This is a genomic window from Enterobacter cloacae complex sp. P15RS (assembly GCF_014895905.1).
GTDB lineage: Bacteria > Pseudomonadota > Gammaproteobacteria > Enterobacterales > Enterobacteriaceae > Enterobacter > Enterobacter quasihormaechei.
This window is the reverse complement of sequence record NZ_JADBQL010000016.1, coordinates 61,717-82,656: the sequence shown is the minus strand read 5'-3', so window position 1 is coordinate 82,656 and position 20,940 is coordinate 61,717. Positions and strand designations below refer to the sequence as shown.

The window sequence follows — 20,940 nt, the reverse complement described above, 5'->3', positions numbered from 1 at the left end:
GTAAATGAGGGGGAGGGGAAAGGCCCGGTATGCAGGAGGCTACCGGGCAAAAAGGCTGAACTTACCCGAACAAATGTTCCGCATGGAAGCGGAGATGATCTTCAATAAAGGACGCCATAAAGTAATAGCTGTGATCGTATCCCGGCTGAATGCGCAGCGTAAGCGGCCAGTCCTTCTGGCGCGCCGCTTCAGCCAGCACCGCAGGCTGTAACTGTCCGGCAAGGAACTGATCCGCGTCACCCTGATCGATAAGCATCGGAATCGCATCTTCCGTCCGGCTTGCCAGCATCAGCGCGCAGCTATCCCATTCCTGCCATTTTTGACTGTCGTCACCCAGATAGTGCGTAAAGGCTTTTTGCCCCCACGGCACCTGCGTCGGGTTCACAATCGGTGCAAATGCCGACACGCTGACGTACTTACCCGGATTTTTCAGCGCCATGATCAGCGCGCCGTGGCCGCCCATCGAATGCCCGCTTATCGCGCAGCGCTCGCTGACCGCAAACTGAGACTGCACCAGCGCCGGCAGTTCGTCGCGAATGTAGTCATACATGCGGTAATGGCTCGCCCACGGCTGTTCGGTGGCGTTGAGATAGAATCCGGCACCTTTACCCAAATCGTATCCGGCATCGTCGGCCACGTCATCGCCACGCGGGCTGGTGTCTGGCATTACCAAAGCAATGCCCAGTTCAGCGGCAATACGTTGTGCTCCCGCTTTGGTGGTGAAGTTTTCGTCGTTACAGGTCAGGCCTGAAAGCCAGTACAGCACCGGTGGATTTTCCGCAGGGGGCAGGAAAATGCTGAACGTCATTGCACAATTCAGCGTAGTGGAGTCGTGCCGCCAGCGCTGCTGTCGACCTTCAAAACAACGATGCTCTTCGAGCAGTTCCATGCAGGGCTCCTTAAAGGTAAGACGATTCATAAAACGCATAATACAGCGTTTTCATTGACCTGTGAGCAACTTTCACTTTCGCAGGACGACGAGATGTTGCATCATAAATTTACTTTTCTTTAACAATTGGAGCGATCATGGCGCTGCGTATCGCGCTCAGCGGATTTGTGGTTCTGGTCGTGGCAATGGGGATAGGGCGCTTTGCCTTCACGCCTCAGGTGCCGCTGATGATTGCCGCCGGGCAACTCACGCTTACCAGCGCGGGTCTGGTGGCGGCGATGAACTATCTGGGCTATCTGGTCGGCGCATGGGATGCCATGCGCGCCCATCGCTTCGTTGAAACGCGTCTCTGGTTGGGGATTATCGGCGCGGTGGCGTTGACGCTGCTCTCCGCAGCGGCAGATAACGCCGTCGTTCACGGCCTGCTGCGCTTCGTGATTGGCTGTATGAGCGGCTGGTCAATGGTGCTGATTGCCGCCTGGACCAATGAGCGGCTGGGGCAGTTGGGCAAGCCGGGGCTCAGTGCGGCGGTCTTTGCCGGACCTGGCGCAGGCATTGCGCTGAGCGGCCTGCTGGCGGTCTATATTCAGGCCAAATCCCTGTCCGCCGGGGCGGCATGGCAAATCTACGGCGTCCTGGCGCTGGTGCTGATTGCGCTGGTAGCACGGTATCTGCCGCGCGCGGGTCAGCTTCACCGCCCGGGGTCCGCTCCTGAGCCGCTGCTCCTGACCGCAAATTTAAAGCGTCTGGTCTGGAGCTACAGCCTGGCGGGATTCGGCTATATCCTCCCGGCGACCTTTTTATCGCAAATGGCGGCGGTGCGTTTTCCCGGCAGCCTGTTTGCGCAGTTTGTCTGGCCGATATTTGGCGCCGCTTCGGTGGTGGGAATTGCGCTCAGCATTGCCCTGCGGCATACGTCAAGCGCTAACCGCAGGCTGGCGATTGTCCTTTGGCTACAGGGGATTGGTGTGCTGGCGGCCTGGCTGCTGCCGGGCATTGGCGGTTTGCTGACGGGAGGGATGCTGGTGGGCGGCGGGTTCCTCTGCGCCGTGCAGCTCTCTCTGCTATACGGTCGCGAACTGGCGCCCGACCACGCACGTTATATGGCGGGACTGCTCACTACCGGGTATGCCATTGGTCAGCTGGTGGGGCCGGTCACGTCGGCGCTGTCGACCTGGCTCACGCACCGGCTTGAACCTGCGCTGGGGCTGGCGGGGATCGCGCTGTTCGTTGGCGGGGCGTTAGTCTGGAACCGTCAGGCTGAAAGGCAACAGCAATTGCAATAATTATCGTCGTGAATACTGGATTATGTGCGTCGCCTCACGCACAATGAGCGCACACTTTTGCCACAACGAGGGCAAAAGACGCCACACCTGCAGGAGAAAAGAATGCCATCACTCAGTAAAGAAGCAGCCCTTGTCCATGAAGCGCTGGTTGCGCGCGGTCTTGAAACGCCACTGCGCCCGCCCGTGCAGGAGCTGGACAATGTTACCCGCAAGAGTCTGATCGCCGGCCATATGACGGAGATCATGCAACTGCTGAATCTCGATCTGAGCGACGACAGCCTGATGGAGACGCCGCACCGCATCGCGAAAATGTACGTCGACGAAATTTTCTCCGGCCTGGATTACGCGAACTTCCCGAAAATTACCGTCATTGAAAACAAGATGAAGGTTGATGAGATGGTGACGGTACGCGATATCACGCTGACCAGCACCTGCGAGCATCACTTTGTGACGATCGACGGTAAAGCGACGGTGGCTTATATTCCAAAAGATACGGTTATTGGCCTGTCCAAAATCAACCGCATCGTGCAGTTCTTCGCCCAGCGTCCGCAGGTGCAGGAACGTCTGACGCAGCAGATCCTGACCGCGCTGCAAACCCTGCTGGGTACCAACAACGTGGCGGTGTCCATCGACGCGGTGCACTACTGCGTGAAAGCGCGCGGCGTGCGTGATGCCACCAGCGCGACCACCACCACCTCGCTGGGCGGCCTGTTCAAATCGAGCCAGAACACCCGCCAGGAGTTCCTGCGCGCCGTGCGTCACCACAACTAATCAGACAGGGCAGGGACCATGGAGCGAAACGTCACGCTCGATTTTGTTCGCGGCGTCGCCATTCTCGGTATCCTGCTGCTGAATATCAGCGCCTTCGGTCTGCCGAAGGCCGCCTATCTGAATCCTGCGTGGTATGGCGACATCACGCGCAGCGATGCCTGGACGTGGGCAATACTCGACCTCTTCGCTCAGGTGAAATTCCTGACCCTCTTTGCGCTTCTTTTTGGCGCCGGACTTCAGCTTCTACTCAAACGCGGTACGCGCTGGATCCAGTCGCGCTTAACGCTGCTGGTCATCCTCGGCTTTATTCACGGGCTGCTTTTCTGGGACGGCGATATTCTGCTCGCGTATGGCCTGGTAGGCCTTATTTGCTGGCGGCTGATCCGCGACGCGCCCGGCGTAAAAAGCCTGTTTAATACCGGCGTGATGCTCTATGTCATGGGGCTGGCCGTGCTGCTGCTGCTCGGCATGATAGCCGATGACGCTACCAGTCGGTCGTGGATCCCGGATGCGGCCAACCTGCAATATGAGCAGTTCTGGAAGCTGAAAGGCGGCATGGAGGCGATCGGCAACCGGGCCGATATGCTCGGCGATAACCTGCTGGCGCTGGGCGCGCAATACGGCTGGCAGCTGGCGGGGATGATGCTGATGGGCGCAGCCTTAATGCGCACCGGCTGGCTGAAAGGGGAGTTTAGCCTGCGACACTATCGTCGAACGGGCGCAGGGCTGGTGCTGCTCGGTGTGATCGTCAACCTCCCGGCGGTGATTATGCAGTGGCATCTTCACTGGGATTACCGCTGGTGTGCGTTCCTGCTTCAGGTACCGCGCGAGCTGAGCGCGCCGTTCCAGACTATCGGCTATGCGGCGCTGATTTACGGCTTCTGGCCGCGGCTCTCCCGCCTGTGGATCGTCAGCGCGGTGGCCTGCGTTGGACGGATGGCGTTAAGCAATTACATTCTGCAAACCCTGATCTGCACCACGCTTTTCTACCGATTCGGCCTGTTTATGAAATTCGACCGCCTGACGCTGCTGGCGTTTGTTATTCCGGTCTGGATTGTTAACGTAGTGTTTTCCGTGGTCTGGCTGCGCTATTTCCGCCAGGGCCCGCTGGAGTGGGCATGGCGCCAGCTAACCGCCCTTGCGTCGGGTACATCATTACGTAATACATCCAGATAACGATCTGGATCACAATCATTAACAAAACGGATGTAAGCGTTTTCATCTGTGTGAGCTTCTTCACGTAGTCTCCTCTCTCTCGCTGCCAGAATAGCCACCTTGCTAAACACAGGGGGTGTCTGTGAGTTGCTGCAATCCTTTAAAGGATGGTGAATATGATCACCATTCGTGACGTCGCCCGCCAGGCGGGTGTTTCTGTTGCTACCGTCTCCCGCGTGCTGAACAACAGCGCGCTGGTCAGCCCTGAAACGCGTGAAACCGTAATGAAAGCCGTGACCCAGCTGGGGTACCGGCCAAACGCCAACGCGCAGGCGCTGGCGACGCAGGTCAGCGATACCATTGGCGTAGTCGTGATGGACGTGTCGGACGCCTTCTTCGGTGCGCTGGTCAAAGCGGTGGACGTTGTTGCCCAGCAGCACCAGAAATACGTGCTGATTGGCAACAGCTATCACGAGGCGGAAAAGGAGCGTTATGCCATTGAAGTGCTGATCCGCCAGCGCTGCAACGCTCTGATTGTGCACTCTAAAGCCCTGAGCGATGAGGAGCTGGCCGGGTTTATGGAGCAGATCCCCGGTATGGTGCTGATCAACCGCATCGTCCCCGGTTACGCGCATCGCTGCGTCGGTCTGGATAACGTCAGCGGCGCAATGATGGCGACGCGGATGCTCATCAGCAACGGCCATCAGCGCATTGGCTATCTGGCTTCCAGCCACGGTATTGAAGACGACATGATGCGCCGCGAAGGCTGGCAAAATGCCCTGAAAGAGCAGGGCATTGCGCCCCTTGAGAGCTGGGTCGGCACCGGTTCGCCGGACATGCAGGGCGGTGAAGCGGCAATGGTTGAACTGCTGGGGCGTAACCTTCAGCTATCAGCCGTGTTTGCCTATAACGACAGCATGGCGGCAGGTGCGCTTACCGCGCTGAAAGACAATGGCATTGCGGTGCCGCAGCATTTATCGCTGATCGGTTTTGATGATATCCCCATTGCCCGTTACACCGATCCGCAGCTGACAACGGTACGTTATCCCATTGCGTCGATGGCGAAACTGGCGACAGAGCTGGCGTTACAGGGGGCGGCCGGGCTGTTAGATCCTGACGCAACGCATTGTTTTATGCCCACTTTAGTACGCCGCCATTCGGTCGCTATTCGGCAAACTGTGGCTCCGATCACTAACTGATAACATCACGTGATGTAACCGTTTTCAATCTGTGAGTAAATTCACAGTATCTTAACAAGCCGCTGTCTATGATGTCAGCGTTTTAGGGGCTGAAACACAATGTAACGGTGATTATTCACTTTTACCGTTGCCATAACGCCTCAGACAACGAATAAAACGCATTTCTGGAGCGTTACCGAACACGGAAGCTGGACATTTTATAAGTGAACGTCGGCGATCAGTAACGTTTTATTAACATCTGCCCGCCTGCCGTTTTTCACCAGAACTACCCTGCATAAAAAAAAACCGGAGATACCATGAATAAGAAGGTGTTGACTCTGTCTGCTGTCATGGCAAGCATGCTTTTTGGCGCAGCAGCCCACGCTGCGGATACCCGTATTGGCGTGACTATCTATAAATACGACGACAACTTCATGTCTGTTGTGCGCAAAGCAATTGAAAAAGATGCTAAATCAGCGCCAGACGTACAGCTGCTGATGAATGACTCCCAGAACGACCAGTCCAAACAGAACGATCAGATTGACGTTCTGCTGGCAAAAGGCGTGAAAGCGCTGGCTATTAACCTGGTTGACCCGGCCGCAGCAGGCACGGTTATCGAGAAAGCGCGCGGCCAGAACGTGCCAATCGTCTTCTTCAACAAAGAACCTTCCCGTAAGGCGCTGGACAGCTACGATAAAGCGTATTATGTGGGTACTGACTCCAAAGAGTCCGGTATTATCCAGGGCGATCTGATTGCGAAACACTGGGCAGCAAACCCGAACTGGGACCTGAACAAAGACGGTCAGGTGCAGTTCGTTCTGCTGAAAGGCGAGCCGGGCCACCCGGATGCTGAAGCCCGTACCACCTACGTCATCAAAGAGCTGAACGACAAAGGCCTGAAAACCCAGCAGCTGGCGTTAGATACCGCGATGTGGGACACCGCTCAGGCGAAAGATAAGATGGACGCGTGGCTCTCTGGCCCGAACGCGAACAAAATTGAAGTGGTCATCGCCAACAACGACGCGATGGCTATGGGCGCCGTTGAAGCGCTGAAGGCTCACAACAAATCCGCTATTCCTGTCTTCGGCGTGGATGCTCTGCCAGAAGCGCTGGCGCTGGTGAAATCTGGCGCAATGGCCGGTACCGTGCTGAACGATGCTAACAACCAGGCGAAAGCCACCTTCGATCTGGCGAAAAACCTGGCCGACGGTAAAGGTGCCGCTGACGGAACCAACTGGAAAATTGAAAATAAAATCGTTCGCGTTCCTTACGTGGGCGTAGACCAGTCCAACCTGGCTGAGTTTATCGGTAAATAAGATTTTCGTTTTGTCTTCACTGGGCGCAATTCGTTGCGCCCTTTTATAACGCGATATGCGAGGCCAACAAGGTATAATTATGGTCAGCACAACTACTCAGCCGTCCGGTGAATACTTACTGGAAATGACCGGTGTCAACAAGTCATTCCCCGGGGTTAAGGCACTCGATAATGTTAATTTAAAAGTTCGTCCTCACTCTATTCATGCGTTAATGGGTGAAAACGGTGCGGGTAAATCAACATTATTAAAATGCCTTTTTGGGATCTATCAAAAAGATTCCGGCAGTATTCTTTTTCAGGGAAAAGAGATCGATTTCCATTCAGCGAAAGAAGCGCTGGAAAACGGTATCTCAATGGTTCACCAGGAGTTAAACCTGGTTCTGCAACGTTCGGTTATGGATAATATGTGGTTGGGTCGCTATCCAACCAAAGGTGTTTTTGTCGATCAGGATAAAATGTATCGCGACACCAAAGCCATTTTTGATGAGCTGGATATTGATATCGATCCGCGCGCACGCGTCGGGACATTATCGGTTTCCCAGATGCAGATGATCGAAATTGCCAAAGCGTTCTCCTATGATGCGAAAATCGTGATCATGGATGAACCAACGTCGTCATTAACGGAAAAAGAGGTTAATCACCTTTTTACCATTATTCGTAAGCTGAAAGATCGCGGCTGCGGCATTGTCTATATCTCACATAAAATGGAAGAGATCTTCCAGCTGTGCGATGAAATCACCATTCTGCGCGACGGCCAGTGGATTGCCACCCAGCCGCTGGAAGGGCTGGACATGGACAAGATCATCGCCATGATGGTCGGTCGTTCTCTGAACCAGCGCTTCCCGGACAAAGAAAACAAACCAGGCGAAGTAATTCTGGAGGTGCGTAACCTGACCTCGCTGCGTCAGCCGTCCATTCGTGATGTCTCTTTCGATCTGCACAAGGGCGAGATTCTGGGCATCGCAGGGCTGGTAGGCGCGAAGCGCACCGATATCGTAGAAACCCTGTTTGGCATCCGTGAAAAGTCGGGCGGCACCATTACGCTGCACGGCAAGAAAATTAATAACCACAACGCTAACGAAGCCATTAATCATGGTTTTGCGCTGGTGACGGAAGAGCGCCGCTCGACCGGCATTTATGCGTATCTCGATATTAACTTTAACTCGTTGATTTCGAATATCCGTAACTACAAAAGTAAAATCGGCCTGCTGGATAATTCCCGTATGAAGAGCGATACCCAGTGGGTGATTGACTCCATGCGCGTGAAAACGCCGGGGCACCGCACGCAAATCGGTTCACTCTCGGGAGGGAACCAGCAAAAGGTCATTATCGGTCGCTGGTTATTGACCCAGCCTGAGATCCTGATGCTGGATGAACCTACGCGCGGTATCGACGTTGGTGCAAAATTTGAAATTTACCAGCTGATCGCGGAGCTGGCCAAAAAAGATAAAGGGATCATTATTATTTCTTCCGAAATGCCGGAATTGTTAGGGATCACAGACCGTATTCTGGTTATGAGCAATGGTCTCGTTGCCGGTATTGTTGACACCAAAACGACAACGCAAAACGAAATTTTGCGTCTTGCGTCTTTGCACCTTTAAGATCAGGGGCTCCTCATGAGTGCGTTAAATAAAAAAAGTTTTCTCACTTATCTGAAAGAAGGCGGTATTTACGTTGTTCTTTTAGTCTTGCTGGCAATTATTATTTTCCAGGACCCTACGTTCTTAAGTCTGCTGAACTTGAGTAACATCCTGACCCAGTCTTCCGTACGTATTATTATCGCGTTGGGCGTGGCGGGGCTTATCGTTACCCAGGGGACTGACCTTTCGGCAGGGCGCCAGGTCGGTCTGGCGGCGGTCATTGCGGCGACCCTGTTGCAGTCGATGGAAAACGCCAACAAGGTATTCCCGGAGATGGCGACCATGCCTATTTTCGTGGTGATCCTGATTGTGTGCGCCATCGGCGCGGTGATCGGCCTGATTAACGGCATCATCATTGCTTACCTGAACGTGACGCCATTCATCACCACGTTGGGTACGATGATCATCGTTTACGGTATCAACTCCCTGTACTACGATTTCGTCGGCGCGTCCCCGATCTCTGGCTTCGACAGCGGCTTCTCGACCTTCACGCAGGGGTTTGTTGCGCTGGGCAGCTTCCGTCTCTCCTATATCACCTTCTATGCGCTGATTGCGGTGGCGTTCGTCTGGATCCTGTGGAACAAAACCCGCTTCGGTAAAAACATTTTCGCCATCGGCGGCAACCCGGAAGCGGCGAAAGTCTCCGGGGTCAACGTTGCGCTGAACCTGCTGATGATTTATGCCCTGTCCGGCGTGTTCTATGCCTTTGGCGGGATGCTGGAAGCGGGCCGTATCGGCTCTGCGACCAACAACCTCGGCTTTATGTACGAACTGGATGCAATTGCGGCCTGCGTGGTCGGCGGGGTCTCCTTCAGCGGCGGCGTGGGTACCGTGCTGGGCGTGGTGACCGGTGTGATCATCTTCACCGTGATCAACTATGGCCTGACCTACATCGGCGTTAATCCCTACTGGCAGTACATTATCAAGGGCGCGATCATCATCTTCGCGGTTGCCCTGGATTCACTGAAGTACGCGCGTAAGAAGTAAGCGCTGGAATGAAAAACCCGCAGTGATGCGGGTTTTTCAGGAAAAAAGTGAAGCGATAAGCGATTTTGAAACAGGCACTAGTCCAGTTTGAAGCCCAAAAGGTTTAAAGATTTTATTTATCACCTCAGCGGAATAGTTGCCTCTGTTATTTTCTACATCCGACAGTGTCTTACGCGATACGCTGACCAGCTTTGCATATTCATCCTGCTTTAGCCCCAACACCTCAACCCTGAGTCTTTTCAGCGCCTCTCCCTGTGAGATTTTACCCAGTAAAATGTCCCGTATGGCTGCATGCAGTACGGCCTGGCGATCGAGAGTGCTAATTCGTGTTAAGCCTTGCGAAACGCGTTGCCTCTTTACTACCGATGATGTGCCCGGATCTTCTGCCTCATCATGCTGTCGCTTTTTATTTGCGCTGCGTACTCGGGCTAATGTGTTTAGAAGCTCTGATTCAGTCTTACCAGGTGTTTTCATAATAAACCCCAACGGGAAAGTTTATTCGGAACATAGTTAAAACCAATCGCAGGCATTTCCATTATCTGTTCGGGAACGCCTCGCGCCGCCAGCCTTTCCGGGAGATCGATGAGCTGGACGGCTGTCTCATGCAGCGCGTCAAGTAACGTTGCGGGAGGGATCCACTCCGCCAGCGCTTGCGCGATAGCGTTGAAATTATACTCCCCCCCTGATTCGCAAGATAACGACCACTTCAGGGTTCGCGGTATCCCCTCAGGGTCCGCTTTCATCGGCGCAAAGTCATAAACAGGGGAGAGCCTAATTTGATTTTCAGCTTTTACAAAGGCGGTATTTCGCCCGTGGTTGTCACTATTTCCAAAAATAATATTTAGCAGATCCCGACGTACCCATTCTGTTACAAAGCCAGGAATATCAAACTGATAGCCCTGCTGCTGAACCATATGGCTGGAGGTGATTTTGTTAATTAACGCGCGCAGCGTTGTCTCATGATCCAGTAGAGTACCGGGTGCTTTTTGTAATAGCGAATACACCGACTCCATACCCAGCCTGACCAGCTGGTCCTGCTCATTTCTCACTATGTCGAAACGCGGCAACCACAGAGACGGGTAGTGGCTACCTTCTTCAAGGCGCATCGTGTCTACTGGGATCGTGGAAAACCCCATCGCGTTAAGCTCGTGGTAATAATGAAATTCAGCCCGCAGAATATTACAGTCAACTTCTGTTCTGTTTCCGCGTGGATATTTGACTAAATAATAGCGATCCCGGTTATCCGGCTCGTTTTGCCAGGTATCGATCCAGATGGCATCAGTTTCACTACAGCGCAGCAAAAGTTTAGGCGCTTCACCGCCAGCGCCGGTTGCACCACCCGCAGCCGCGCCTCTTTCCTGGGCATAATCCAGAAAATCAGCTGCACGATCGATAACGTCCGCAACCGTAAACGTTTTAGCGCTCGCGAATTTATTCCATTCAGGAACAGATTCTTTAATTCGTAAATTCCCCACAGGGGACATTGTGCCAAATTTCAGCAATAAGAAATTTTGCTGGCCAACGGGCAATTCGCTGATATTGAGCGCATTTACCCAGTAACGGCGGCTGGCTCCGGCGGGAATGATATCGTCGATAAATCGCAGCCAGCCCGGTTGACCATGATCATCAAAAAAGAGTGATACAGGGTGATTGACTGAGACCGCGTGAAAATCATCATAGTCGAGAAAATTAATCGCGTACTCAGTGAGGTAGTCTAACTGCGTAGTAGTCCAGTCATTTTTTTCACTTCCTGGATATTTGATGAGAGCGATATCCGTCCATGTTTCGTTCAGATATGCCTGTACGGTTAATGTCTCCATCTCACCTCCAGAAAGCCATAATGAGTAAAATACTACGCATTAGGAATGATAAAAGCAAGTAAGGCTACTTATATCACTCATTAGATGACTTGAAAGAGGATAAAGCGTTTTATATCACGCATTAATGAACTGGATTACTTCTTCTGCATTTCCAGCAGCTGCTCCGGCGTCACCGCCGGATAACCTTGCGCATTTTCAGGCACTTCATGCATCGCCGGGATTGGCACCAGCGGGCCTAAGAAGCGCGGTTCACGCTTGAACAGATACAGGTCAGCCAGCGCGCCAAAACGGGCGCCAAACTCGCGTACGCGTACGCTCAGCATATCTTTTGGCGACGGCACGGCGTAGCACTGGGCCTGGATCCCCATATGCAGGGCGATAAACAGCGCCCGCTCGCAGTGGAAACGCTGGGTGATGATGATGAAATCGTTGGTGTCGAACACCTTGCGGGTACGCACGATGGAATCAAGGGTGCGGAATCCGGCGTAGTCGAGCACGATATCGGCCGGGTCAACGCCTGCGGCAATCAAATCTTTGCGCATCGTCACCGGTTCATTATAGCTTTGCAGGGCGTTATCGCCGCTTAACAGCAGATAGTTCACCTTGCCGCTGTTATAGGCGTTCAGGGCGCCCTGAATACGATATCGGTAATACTGATTGATGACGCCGGTGCGGTAATACTTGGCGGTACCAAGCACGACGCCAACCTGACGGTAGGGGAGGTCCTGAAGATCGTCAAAAATGTAGGGGGCTGTTTTCCAGCTCATCCAGCGGTCGAGACCCAGCACGATCAACAGCAGTATGCCGACCAGGACAGACAGGCTGTAAAACACGCGCTTTAACATGCAGATGGCTCGTACCGATGATGAAATTTCCCTCAGGCTACTGTACCCGCCTGGTTAGCGCAAGAAACAGCGAATCAACTGAGGGGTTTTTCGTCAGACTGGCGGGCATTTCTGCCCGCCGGGACGATCAGGCAAGCAGCACGCGGTCGATGGTTGTACAGCCCAGCGCTTTCAGCGTGGCTGCGGTTGCGTCCCACTGGATCAGCGGCGCATCGGCAATTTCAGCCAGGATCGCGCGCTGAATATCCGGATAGTCATACCCGTTCAGGCTGAGCAGGTTCAGTGCGCCCTGAAGCGGAGGCAGCGTCGGGTTGAACGCGGCATTCTCAGCATAGCTCCCGGTGAAGATGCGACCGTCGCGGCACTGAAGGGCGACACCGCTTGGGGATTTACTGTACGGCGTGTGACTTTTGTTGGCGGCAGCAATGGCCGCTTCGCTGAGCGCATCCCCAGAGAGCGCATAACCGTGATCCTGCTCGTCCATCAGCAGGGTTTTGATCTCAAGATCTTTCGGGCCGAAAGCGTCGGGCAGGTAATCGCCCAGCGTATGCGGCGCGCGGCCCGGCAGATTGATACGCAGTTCCAGCCCGCTGTTCAGCTCATTCATAAACTGGCGGCAGTGGCCGCAAGGGGTGTAGTTGACGGTAATGGCGCGCAGGGCTTTTTCACCGCGCAGCCAGGCGTGGCTGATTGCGCTCTGCTCCGCGTGAACGGTTTGCTGCATGGTCGCACCGAGAAACTCCATATTCCCGCCGAAATACCAGTTTCCGCTTACGCCGCGCGCAATCGCGCCTACGTTAAAATGGGAAAGGTCAGCGCGGGCGCAGGCAGCCGCCAGCGGCAGCAGGGCGAAAGCCAGCGCGTCTTCGTCCAGCCCCGTTGCCTGCTTAAGCGTCGTGACCTGATCTGCCGTCAGCAGGGCGGGGAAATGCGCATCCGCCAGAACCGGAGCCAGGGCTGATTGCAAATTCTCTGCAAGCTGAGAGAAAGCAGCTTGAAAACGTGGATGCATGACGTTGCCTCATCAAGGTTAATGGATCGGTAGTGTACGGAGCCGAACGGCCTTTATATGTGATCCAAATCTCATTATGTGTGCAACTTATGAAATGAAAATGAAATTTGCGCGACGCATCGCAAATTTTAGCCCATCACGGCCAGAATAATCGGGAAGATGAACGGTGCGACCAGGGAGGTAATAATCCCGCAAATCACCAGCGCCAGCGAGCTGAATGCCCCTTCCTGATAATCCAGTTCCGCACAGCGTGCGGTGCCCAGCGCGTGCGAGGCGGTACCCATCGCCAGACCGCGCGCCGCTTTGGTGCGTATTTTCATGATGTTCAGCAGCGTATGGCCAAACACCGCCCCCAGGATACCGACAAAAATCACGCATACGGCGCTAATGGCCGGGATGCCTCCGATGCTGCCGCCCACGGCCATGGCGATCGGCGTGGTCACGGATTTCGGCAGAATAGAGGCGGCAATCTGCGGCGACGCGCCCATCAACAGGGCCACTGACGTGCCGGTAATCATCGCCACCAGGCTACCCACAAAGCAGATGGTGATGATGGACTTCCAGCGCGCGCGGATCTGATGCAGTTGCTCATATAAAGGAAACGCCAGCGCCACCACGGCGGGCTGCAATAAATCGTTGAGGATTTTACTCCCGGCGAAGTAACGTTCATAAGGTATGCCGGTGAACAGCAGAAAAGGAATGATCACCACCATGGCGACCAGCAGCGGGTTCAGCAGTGGCATTTTAAAACGAACCGCAAGCTTACGGGCAGCGAAGAACACCGCCAGGGTTAACGGCAGGGACCACCAGATATTTTCCATCATTTTTTTGTTTTCTCCCCAACCACTTTACGTTCGCCATGCACAATATGTGAGCTCCAGCTGACCACCAGAAAAACCACCAGCGTACTGATGGCGCAGGAGACGACTATCGGGCCGAATTGCGCTTTAAGCACATCGTAATACTGCATAACCCCAACGCCGATAGGCACAAAAAGCAGGGCCATATAGCGAATGAGAACGAAGCACCCCGGGTTGACCCATTTCGCGGGCAGCACCTGTAATGCCAGCAGCACAAAGAGGATCAGCATGCCGATAATGCTGCCGGGTATGGTAATCGGCAGCAGCGACGCGATAAAAATGCCGGCGTACAGGCAGGCATAAATCAGGACGAAGGCCCGAAGGTATTGCCAGATAGTATTCAGTGATTTGCTCATGGTGAAAGTCCTTGCTGAGACGTATTCATCATACAATTAAACCTGAAAATGTGCCACGGATCACAACATGAATTTTGAGCATAACAGACATTCCTGAATGGAACGCCGGGCTTTCCACAGTCATAGAGAGCAGCTACTATAGCGCGTCTTTTTTCACAGGTACTCAGAATGCGTGTTTTACTGGCCCCGATGGAAGGCGTGCTCGACTCGCTCGTGCGCGAGCTGCTGACCGAGGTGAACGATTACGATCTCTGCGTGACGGAGTTCTTGCGCGTGGTCGATATGTTGCTGCCAGAAAAATCATTTTATCGCCTCTGCCCGGAGCTGCATCGGCAGAGCCGCACCCCCTCCGGTACGCTGGTGCGCATTCAGCTGCTCGGTCAGTACCCTGAGTGGCTGGCTGAGAACGCCGCCCGCGCGGTCGCGCTTGGCTCGTACGGCGTCGACCTTAACTGCGGCTGTCCGTCAAAGCTGGTTAACGGCAGCGGCGGCGGGGCAACGTTGCTAAAGGATCCGGAGCTGATTTATCGCGGCGCAAAGGCCATGCGTGAGGCGGTGCCATCGCATCTGCCGGTGACGGTCAAAGTGCGTCTGGGATGGGACAGCGGGGATAAGCAGTTTGAAATTGCCGATGCGGTGCAGCAGGCGGGCGCCACCGAGCTGGTGGTGCACGGGCGTACCAAAGAGGATGGCTACAAAGCCGAGCGCATTAACTGGCAGGCGATTGGCGAGATCCGCAAACGCCTTACCATTCCCGTTATCGCCAACGGCGAAATCTGGGATTACGAGAGCGCACAAGCGTGTCTGAAAGCCACCGGCTGTGATGCGGTGATGATTGGACGCGGCGCGCTGAACGTGCCGAACCTCAGCCGGGTGGTGAAGTATAATGAGCCGCGTATGCCTTGGGCTGACGTGGTGAAACTCCTGCAAAAATACACGCGGCTGGAAAAGCAGGGCGATACCGGGTTGTATCACGTTGCGCGTATCAAACAGTGGCTGAGCTATTTGCGTAAAGAGTACGGCGAAGCGCTGGGGTTATTTCAGGAGATCCGTACGCTACAGACGTCTGCGGATATTGCCCGCGTCATCCAGTCGAAGGGCTGAGCCAGGCGTGAATACCTTTGCCCGGCGCGCAGCCGGGCAGAAGAATCAGAAAATCATCTTGAATACGCCGGTTACCACCAGCAGCCCTATCAGAAATATAATCAAAATAACCCACAATAATATTTTCATTCGCCTCTCCTGCGTATGTCTGTCGTGAGTAAGTGTAGCAGCCAATTCATAACTAGCATGAATACATGAAATTAAATCATTGTCTTGGGGAATAAATTTCCGGATATGAAAATGTATAACATTATGCGGATTGCCACGCGTTACTAAAAAACGGAACGCCAGTAAGCGTAAGTTGCGCCTTTACTTTTTTGAGTGCATGGCGTAATGAAACGTTCCCTTACTTTATCTCTGAGTGCTCCCCTGATTTTTATGCTGGTCGCCTGTGCGCCGGAACATGCCACGGTATCACCAATTAAAACGCAAGCCACCGCCGCCGCTGTAAATACCCAGCTGAGCCATGCCGACTGGCCAAAAAGCGAATGGTGGAAAGATTATAATGACCCCCAGCTCAACTCGCTTATCGCCAAAGCGATAGCGGATGCGCCGGATATGGAAATTGCCCGACAGCGTATCACCCTGGCGGAAGCGCAGGCGAAAGCCGCTGTCGCCGCTGATGGCCCACAGCTGGACTTTTCCGCCGATGTTGAACGGCAAAAGATGTCGGCAGAGGGGCTGATGGGACCGTTCGCCCTGACCGACCCGGCGGCGGGAACAACCGGCCCCTGGTATACCAACGGCACCTTTGGCCTGACGGCGGGTTGGGATCTGGATTTATGGGGGAAAAATCGCGCCAAGATTGAGGCCCGCATCGGTAAAGTGAATGCGCAAAAAGCGGAGCTGGAGCAGACCCGCCAGCTGCTCGCCAGCAGCGTCGCGCGGCTGTACTGGGAATGGCAGACCGAGGCCGCCGTGGGTGATGTGCTCATGCAGATCAAACAGGAGCAGGAAAATATCATCGGCGCCGATCGTGAACTCTATCAGCACGGGATCACCTCCTCCGTAGAGGGCGTTGAAACGGATATTAATGCCAGCAAAACCGATGAACAGCTCGCTGACGTGAAGGGTAAAATGAAGGCCATTGAAGCGCGTCTGAACGCGTTGACCAATACCCCTTCGATCACGCTCGCCCGGCATGCACTACCTGACGTAGAGGCGTCGCTGCCGTCAACGCTCGGCTATGAGCTGCTGGCTCGCCGCCCGGATTTGCAGGAGGCGCACTGGTATATCGAAGCGTCCATGAGCGAAGTGGAGGCCGCCAAAGCCGCGTTCTATCCCGACGTCAATTTGATGGCGTTCTTGCAGCAGGATGCGTTGCACCTGAGCGATCTGTTCCGTTCTTCCGCGCAGCAAATGGGCGTGACCGCGGGTCTGACCCTGCCAGTCTTTGACAGCGGTCGGTTAAATGCGAACCTGGATATCGCCCAGGCGCAGAACAACCTCTCCGTGGCGAACTACAACAAGGCCGTGGTGGAGGCCGTAAACCAGGTCACCCGAACGGCGAGTGAAGTGGAAACCCTGACCGCCAAAAATCAGCACCAGCGGAAGGTCGAAAAAGACGCCGCGCTCGTCGTTGGACTGGCGCAGGCGCGCTTCAGCGCGGGGATCATTGCCGGCTCCCGGGTGAGTGAAGCAAAAATTCCGGCGCTGAAAGAGCAGATTGCAGGATTAATGCTGCAAGGCCAGTACGTGGACGCCACGCTACAGCTCACGTCCGCGCTGGGCGGTGGATATCATCACGTCTAAAATCGCGCATTATCTATACTTACCTCTTTGCAGATTTTCAGGAGGTGAGTATGACGCGAGTCGCAATTGTTACCGCATCGGATTCAGGGATTGGTAAAACGACGGCCCTGATGCTGGCCGAACGCGGGTTTGATATCGGGGTGACCTGGCATTCAGATGAAAAAGGGGCGCTGGAAACCTGCCGTGAGGTTGAAGCGCGCGGTCAGCGTGCCGAGGCCATCCATCTTGACCTGGGCACGCTGCCGGAAGGCGCAAAGGCCATCGAAACGCTGATTTCCCGCTTCGGGCGGCTGGACGTGCTGGTTAACAATGCCGGGGCGATGAACAAAGCGCCTTTTCTGGAACTGTCGTTTGATGACTGGCGGAACATTTTCACCGTTGACGTGGACGGTGCGTTTCTCTGCTCGCAAATCGCGGCGCGTCAGATGGTGAAGCAGGGGGAAGGGGGGCGAATCGTGAACATCACCTCGGTTCATGAACATACGCCGCTGCCGGATGCCAGCGCCTATACCGCAGCAAAGCACGCTCTGGGCGGGTTAACCAAATCAATGGCGCTGGAACTGGTGCAGCATAAGATCCTGGTGAACGCCGTCGCCCCCGGTGCGATTGCCACGCCGATGAACGATATGGACGACAGCGAAGTTAAAGAGGGATCTATGCCGTCAATTCCGCTGGCGCGCCCCGGCCACACCAAAGAAATTGCCAGCCTGGTGGCCTGGCTATGCGACAGCGACGCCAGCTATACCACCGGACAGTCGTTTATCGTCGATGGCGGATTTATGCTGGCGAATCCGCAGTTTAAGCCAGCGGAATAAGTTTCCCCCTCACCCCGGGAGAGGGCCGGGGTGAGGGCATCAGGCCGCACTCACTCTTCATCCCGGCGCTTTTCACGATGCTTCAGCCACAGGCGCACCCCAATCACCGCCACAACGACCAGGATCAACCACGCCCAGTGCTTCAGGTGCTGGTCAAGATTATGCAGCCACGGGCTAATCACTTCGCCACCCGCGTAGCCAAGCGTGGTGAAAATCAACGCCCAGGCAATCGCCCCGATAATATTCAGCGGCAGGAAAATTTTCGGCGGTAAGCGGCTCGCGCCAATCAGTATCGGCCCAATGATGCGAAAACCGTACATAAAGCGGGTGCCAATCACGAAAAGATAAGGATGTCGCTGGATCAGCCGCTGGGCGCGGCGAATTTTCTTCTGATGTTTAGCGAAACGGTGCAAAAGCGTCGGGCCAAAACGCAGCCCCAGAAAGTAGAGCAGCTGATCGCCAATCATACCGCCCAATGCGACGGCGGCGACCACCAGCGGAAATTTCAGCAATCCCTGATGTGCGGCCACCCCGCCCAGCAGCGTGATGGTTTCGCCCTCTGCCACGCTGCCGATCACCAGCGCGGCGTATCCATATTGTTCAATAAGACCGTTGATATCCATTAAGTAAACGTCGTCTCCCTTACTGTGCCTGCGTTAATCATATACCCCATCCATCAACTGCGCGGCAATCAACGGAAATTTCCCACTGTACATAAAATAATCTAAAGCCTGCATTATACTTAAGCTATCGCTGACGGGCCGACAACAAGGGGGCGTTATGAACCATGTCTGGGGACTTTTCTCCCATCCCGATCGTGAAATGCAGGTGATACGTAACGAGAACGAAACGGTCGCGCATCACTACACCCACCATGTCCTGCTGATGGCAGCGGTGCCGGTGGTCTGCGCGTTTATAGGTACTACGCAAATCGGCTGGAACTTTGGTGACGGCACCGTGGTTCAGCTTTCCTGGTTTACCGGACTGTACATGGCCATCCTGTTCTATGGCCTGATGCTGGCCGGGGTGGCGGTGATGGGGCGGGTCATCCACTGGATGGCGCGTAACTATCCGCAGCGCCCGTCGCTGGCACACTGTATGGTCTTCGCCGGATACGTCGCGACCCCGCTGTTCTTAAGCGGTATTGTCGCGCTCTATCCACTGGTCTGGCTGTGCGCGCTGATCGGTACGGTAGCCCTCTTTTACACCGGTTATCTGCTGTATGTGGGGGTTCCCACCTTCCTGAATATCAATAAAGAAGAGGGCCTGAGCTTCTCCAGCTCAACGCTTGCCATCGGCGTGCTGGTCCTGGAGGCGCTACTGGCCCTGACGGTTATTCTCTGGGGTTATGGATACCGTCTCTTTTGAGTGCCCTGCATTGCTGGCGTAAATGCCAGCAATGCAGCATCTGGTCACGATTCTCCGCTGGCGACAACGCACAGTGGCCGCTATGATGCCAAAGCCAGCCTGCGTTTATCCGTCGATGCAGGCGGTGTACGTCATCACGTGCGTGAATCATTATCAGAAGTCTCATCATGCTGAAATTCCGAGTGTCACTCCTTAGTCTTGCGCTGCTGTTCGGCGTGTCCGCTACCGCGCCAGCCATCGCCAAAACGCCCGCAGTCGCAACAACCGCTGCGCAACCCCAGATTGCCTCCGGCAGTGCGATGATCGTTGACCTGAACACCAACAAGGTCATCTACGCCAGCCACCCGGATCTGGTGCGCCCGATAGCCTCCATAACCAAAGTCATGACCGCGATGGTAGTGCTGGATGCACGACTGCCGCTGGACGAAAAGCTGAAAGTGGATATCAGCCACACGCCAGAGATGAAAGGGATCTACTCTCGCGTGCGTCTGAACAGTGAAATCAGCCGTAAAAATATGCTGCTGCTGGCGCTGATGTCCTCAGAGAACCGCGCGGCGGCGAGCCTCGCCCACCATTATCCTGGCGGTTACGACGCGTTTATCCGCGCGATGAACGCGAAAGCCAAATCGCTGGGGATGAAAAATACCCATTTCGTGGAGCCAACCGGTCTGTCGATCCATAACGTCTCGACGGCGCGTGACTTAACAAAGCTGCTGATCGCCAGCAAGCAATATCCGCTGATTGGTCAGCTCAGCACCACGCGTGAGGAGATGGCGACCTTCTCAAGCCCGGCGTATACGCTGCCGTTCCGCAACACTAACCATCTGGTGTATCGCGATAACTGGAATATTCAGCTAACCAAGACCGGATTCACCAATGCGGCAGGCCACTGCCTGGTGATGCGCACCGTGTTTAACGGTAAGCCGGTGGCGCTGGTGGTGATGGATGCCTTCGGCAAATACACCCACTTTGCGGATGCGAGCCGCCTGCGAACCTGGATTGAGACCGGGAAAGTGCAGCCGGTGCCGGCTTCAGCACTGGCGTATAAGAAGCAGAAAGCGGAACAGATGGCGACGGCGCAGAACGACTGAGCCGTTTGCGTGTGCCGGGTGACGGCTTCACCTTACCCGGCCTACAGCGGCCTCGACACGTAGGCCCGGTAAGCGAAGCGCCACCGGGCGAAAGCGCCTTACTCAGGCAGCGTCCAGTCACCGTCGTTGAGCGGGCGCTGCATCATCACCGTGTCCCGCCAGTCGCCTTTTTTATATCCCACACTTCTGAGCTGACCCACAATGTCGAAACCGTGCTTTTTATGCAGCCGCAACGACCCGGAGTTATTTTGCCCGTCGCCGACCACGGCTATCATCTGCCGCCACGGTCCTTGTTCACACCGGGCGATCAGCGCCTGGAGTAAGATCGAACCAAACCCGCGGCCGGTAGTGCTGGCATCCACATAAATGGATTCTTCAAGGGTATATCGATAAGCCTGGCGCGGACGATAAAACGTGGCGTAGCAGTAGCCGACGACGATGCCGCGATATAGCGCGACCAGCCACGGTAACCCGCTGTCGGTCACGTTTTTTATCCGCTGGCGCATCTCATCGACGGTTGGAGGAACTTCCTCAAAGGAGGCACGTCCATGAAGCACGTGCCAGGCGTATATTGCCGAGATAGCATGCGCATCGTCAGGAAGGGCGTCGCGCACCTCGATTTCGGTTTCGGGTAAACTCTCTACAGCCGACATGTTCTGCCCGCTCCTCGTTTGGCAAGCCAGAGAAACGTTTCTC

The 20,940-nt window shown here is 55.0% G+C and carries 21 protein-coding genes; 12 read left to right on the top strand and 9 right to left on the bottom strand.

The window, feature by feature from the left end:
• Nucleotides 1-61 precede the first annotated feature (61 nt).
• Nucleotides 62-889 (bottom strand): S-formylglutathione hydrolase, encoded by an 828-nt coding sequence (fghA, locus tag IM267_RS10520; RefSeq protein ID WP_107533389.1) that lies wholly within the window; start codon nucleotides 887-889, stop codon nucleotides 62-64.
• Nucleotides 890-1,026: 137 nt separating this feature from the next.
• On the opposite strand from fghA, the gene IM267_RS10515 reads away from it, so the two are divergent.
• The 7 genes from IM267_RS10515 to mglC all read left to right on the top strand — a co-directional run bounded on the left by IM267_RS10515 (nucleotide 1,027) and on the right by mglC (nucleotide 9,221).
• Nucleotides 1,027-2,175: a YbfB/YjiJ family MFS transporter gene (locus IM267_RS10515; protein ID WP_193033361.1), complete on the top strand. Its 1,149-nt coding sequence runs from the start codon at nucleotides 1,027-1,029 to the stop codon at nucleotides 2,173-2,175.
• A 102-nt stretch (nucleotides 2,176-2,277) separates the two neighbouring features.
• Entirely contained in the window at nucleotides 2,278-2,946 is a 669-nt protein-coding gene (gene folE / locus IM267_RS10510; RefSeq protein WP_064910334.1) for a GTP cyclohydrolase I FolE, read from the top strand.
• An 18-nt stretch (nucleotides 2,947-2,964) separates the two neighbouring features.
• Nucleotides 2,965-4,122 (top strand): DUF418 domain-containing protein YeiB, encoded by a 1,158-nt coding sequence (gene yeiB / locus IM267_RS10505; protein ID WP_193033360.1) that lies wholly within the window; start codon nucleotides 2,965-2,967, stop codon nucleotides 4,120-4,122.
• Nucleotides 4,123-4,277: 155 nt separating this feature from the next.
• Entirely contained in the window at nucleotides 4,278-5,300 is a 1,023-nt protein-coding gene (gene galS, locus IM267_RS10500) for an HTH-type transcriptional regulator GalS (protein ID WP_063450318.1), read from the top strand.
• A 296-nt stretch (nucleotides 5,301-5,596) separates the two neighbouring features.
• The gene (gene mglB / locus IM267_RS10495; RefSeq protein ID WP_063450317.1) at nucleotides 5,597-6,595 is read left to right on the top strand and encodes a galactose/glucose ABC transporter substrate-binding protein MglB; all 999 of its coding nucleotides are present in this window, start codon (nucleotides 5,597-5,599) and stop codon (nucleotides 6,593-6,595) included.
• A gap of 79 nt (nucleotides 6,596-6,674) precedes the next feature.
• Nucleotides 6,675-8,195, top strand: coding sequence for a galactose/methyl galactoside ABC transporter ATP-binding protein MglA (mglA, locus tag IM267_RS10490; RefSeq protein ID WP_063450316.1), 1,521 nt, complete (start codon nucleotides 6,675-6,677; stop codon nucleotides 8,193-8,195).
• 15 nt (nucleotides 8,196-8,210) lie between these two features.
• Nucleotides 8,211-9,221: a galactose/methyl galactoside ABC transporter permease MglC gene (gene mglC / locus IM267_RS10485; RefSeq protein WP_003859318.1), complete on the top strand. Its 1,011-nt coding sequence runs from the start codon at nucleotides 8,211-8,213 to the stop codon at nucleotides 9,219-9,221.
• 36 nt (nucleotides 9,222-9,257) lie between these two features.
• On the opposite strand, the gene IM267_RS10480 is transcribed toward mglC, so the two are convergent.
• From IM267_RS10480 to IM267_RS10455, 6 genes are all read right to left on the bottom strand, one after another.
• Entirely contained in the window at nucleotides 9,258-9,695 is a 438-nt protein-coding gene (locus IM267_RS10480) for a helix-turn-helix transcriptional regulator (protein WP_193033359.1), read from the bottom strand.
• Nucleotides 9,692-11,041, bottom strand: a complete 1,350-nt coding sequence (locus tag IM267_RS10475; protein WP_193033358.1) for a type II toxin-antitoxin system HipA family toxin — start codon at nucleotides 11,039-11,041, stop codon at nucleotides 9,692-9,694. The genes IM267_RS10480 and IM267_RS10475 overlap by 4 nt, the downstream gene beginning before the upstream one ends.
• A gap of 134 nt (nucleotides 11,042-11,175) precedes the next feature.
• Nucleotides 11,176-11,886 (bottom strand): outer membrane permeability protein SanA, encoded by a 711-nt coding sequence (gene sanA / locus IM267_RS10470; RefSeq protein WP_063450315.1) that lies wholly within the window; start codon nucleotides 11,884-11,886, stop codon nucleotides 11,176-11,178.
• Between the two features lie 127 nt (nucleotides 11,887-12,013).
• A complete protein-coding gene (gene cdd, locus IM267_RS10465) occupies nucleotides 12,014-12,898 on the bottom strand; it encodes a cytidine deaminase (protein WP_193033357.1) in 885 nt (294 codons plus the stop codon).
• A 128-nt stretch (nucleotides 12,899-13,026) separates the two neighbouring features.
• Complete coding sequence (locus tag IM267_RS10460; protein ID WP_063450313.1) at nucleotides 13,027-13,722, bottom strand: CidB/LrgB family autolysis modulator; 696 nt, start codon at nucleotides 13,720-13,722, stop codon at nucleotides 13,027-13,029.
• Nucleotides 13,719-14,114, bottom strand: coding sequence for a CidA/LrgA family protein (locus tag IM267_RS10455; RefSeq protein ID WP_003859308.1), 396 nt, complete (start codon nucleotides 14,112-14,114; stop codon nucleotides 13,719-13,721). The genes IM267_RS10460 and IM267_RS10455 overlap by 4 nt, the downstream gene beginning before the upstream one ends.
• Nucleotides 14,115-14,282: 168 nt before the next feature.
• Between IM267_RS10455 and dusC the strand changes: the two genes are divergently transcribed.
• From dusC to IM267_RS10440, 3 genes are all read left to right on the top strand, one after another.
• Complete coding sequence (dusC, locus tag IM267_RS10450) at nucleotides 14,283-15,218, top strand: tRNA dihydrouridine(16) synthase DusC (protein WP_063868310.1); 936 nt, start codon at nucleotides 14,283-14,285, stop codon at nucleotides 15,216-15,218.
• A 333-nt stretch (nucleotides 15,219-15,551) separates the two neighbouring features.
• Entirely contained in the window at nucleotides 15,552-16,970 is a 1,419-nt protein-coding gene (gene mdtQ, locus IM267_RS10445; RefSeq protein WP_193033356.1) for a multidrug resistance outer membrane protein MdtQ, read from the top strand.
• Between the two features lie 50 nt (nucleotides 16,971-17,020).
• The gene (locus tag IM267_RS10440; RefSeq protein ID WP_074177786.1) at nucleotides 17,021-17,785 is read left to right on the top strand and encodes an SDR family oxidoreductase; all 765 of its coding nucleotides are present in this window, start codon (nucleotides 17,021-17,023) and stop codon (nucleotides 17,783-17,785) included.
• A 50-nt stretch (nucleotides 17,786-17,835) separates the two neighbouring features.
• Here the strand turns inward: IM267_RS10440 and IM267_RS10435 are convergent, their stop codons facing one another.
• Nucleotides 17,836-18,408 (bottom strand): DedA family protein, encoded by a 573-nt coding sequence (locus tag IM267_RS10435; RefSeq protein WP_193033355.1) that lies wholly within the window; start codon nucleotides 18,406-18,408, stop codon nucleotides 17,836-17,838.
• Between the two features lie 157 nt (nucleotides 18,409-18,565).
• On the opposite strand from IM267_RS10435, the gene IM267_RS10430 reads away from it, so the two are divergent.
• Nucleotides 18,566-19,153, top strand: a complete 588-nt coding sequence (locus IM267_RS10430) for a Yip1 family protein (RefSeq protein WP_063868314.1) — start codon at nucleotides 18,566-18,568, stop codon at nucleotides 19,151-19,153.
• Nucleotides 19,154-19,320: 167 nt separating this feature from the next.
• Nucleotides 19,321-20,244 (top strand): D-alanyl-D-alanine endopeptidase, encoded by a 924-nt coding sequence (gene pbpG, locus IM267_RS10425; RefSeq protein WP_063868315.1) that lies wholly within the window; start codon nucleotides 19,321-19,323, stop codon nucleotides 20,242-20,244.
• Nucleotides 20,245-20,342: 98 nt separating this feature from the next.
• Here pbpG and IM267_RS10420 read toward each other — a convergent pair whose 3' ends face one another.
• Entirely contained in the window at nucleotides 20,343-20,897 is a 555-nt protein-coding gene (locus tag IM267_RS10420) for a GNAT family N-acetyltransferase (RefSeq protein ID WP_193033354.1), read from the bottom strand.
• Nucleotides 20,898-20,940 lie beyond the last annotated feature (43 nt).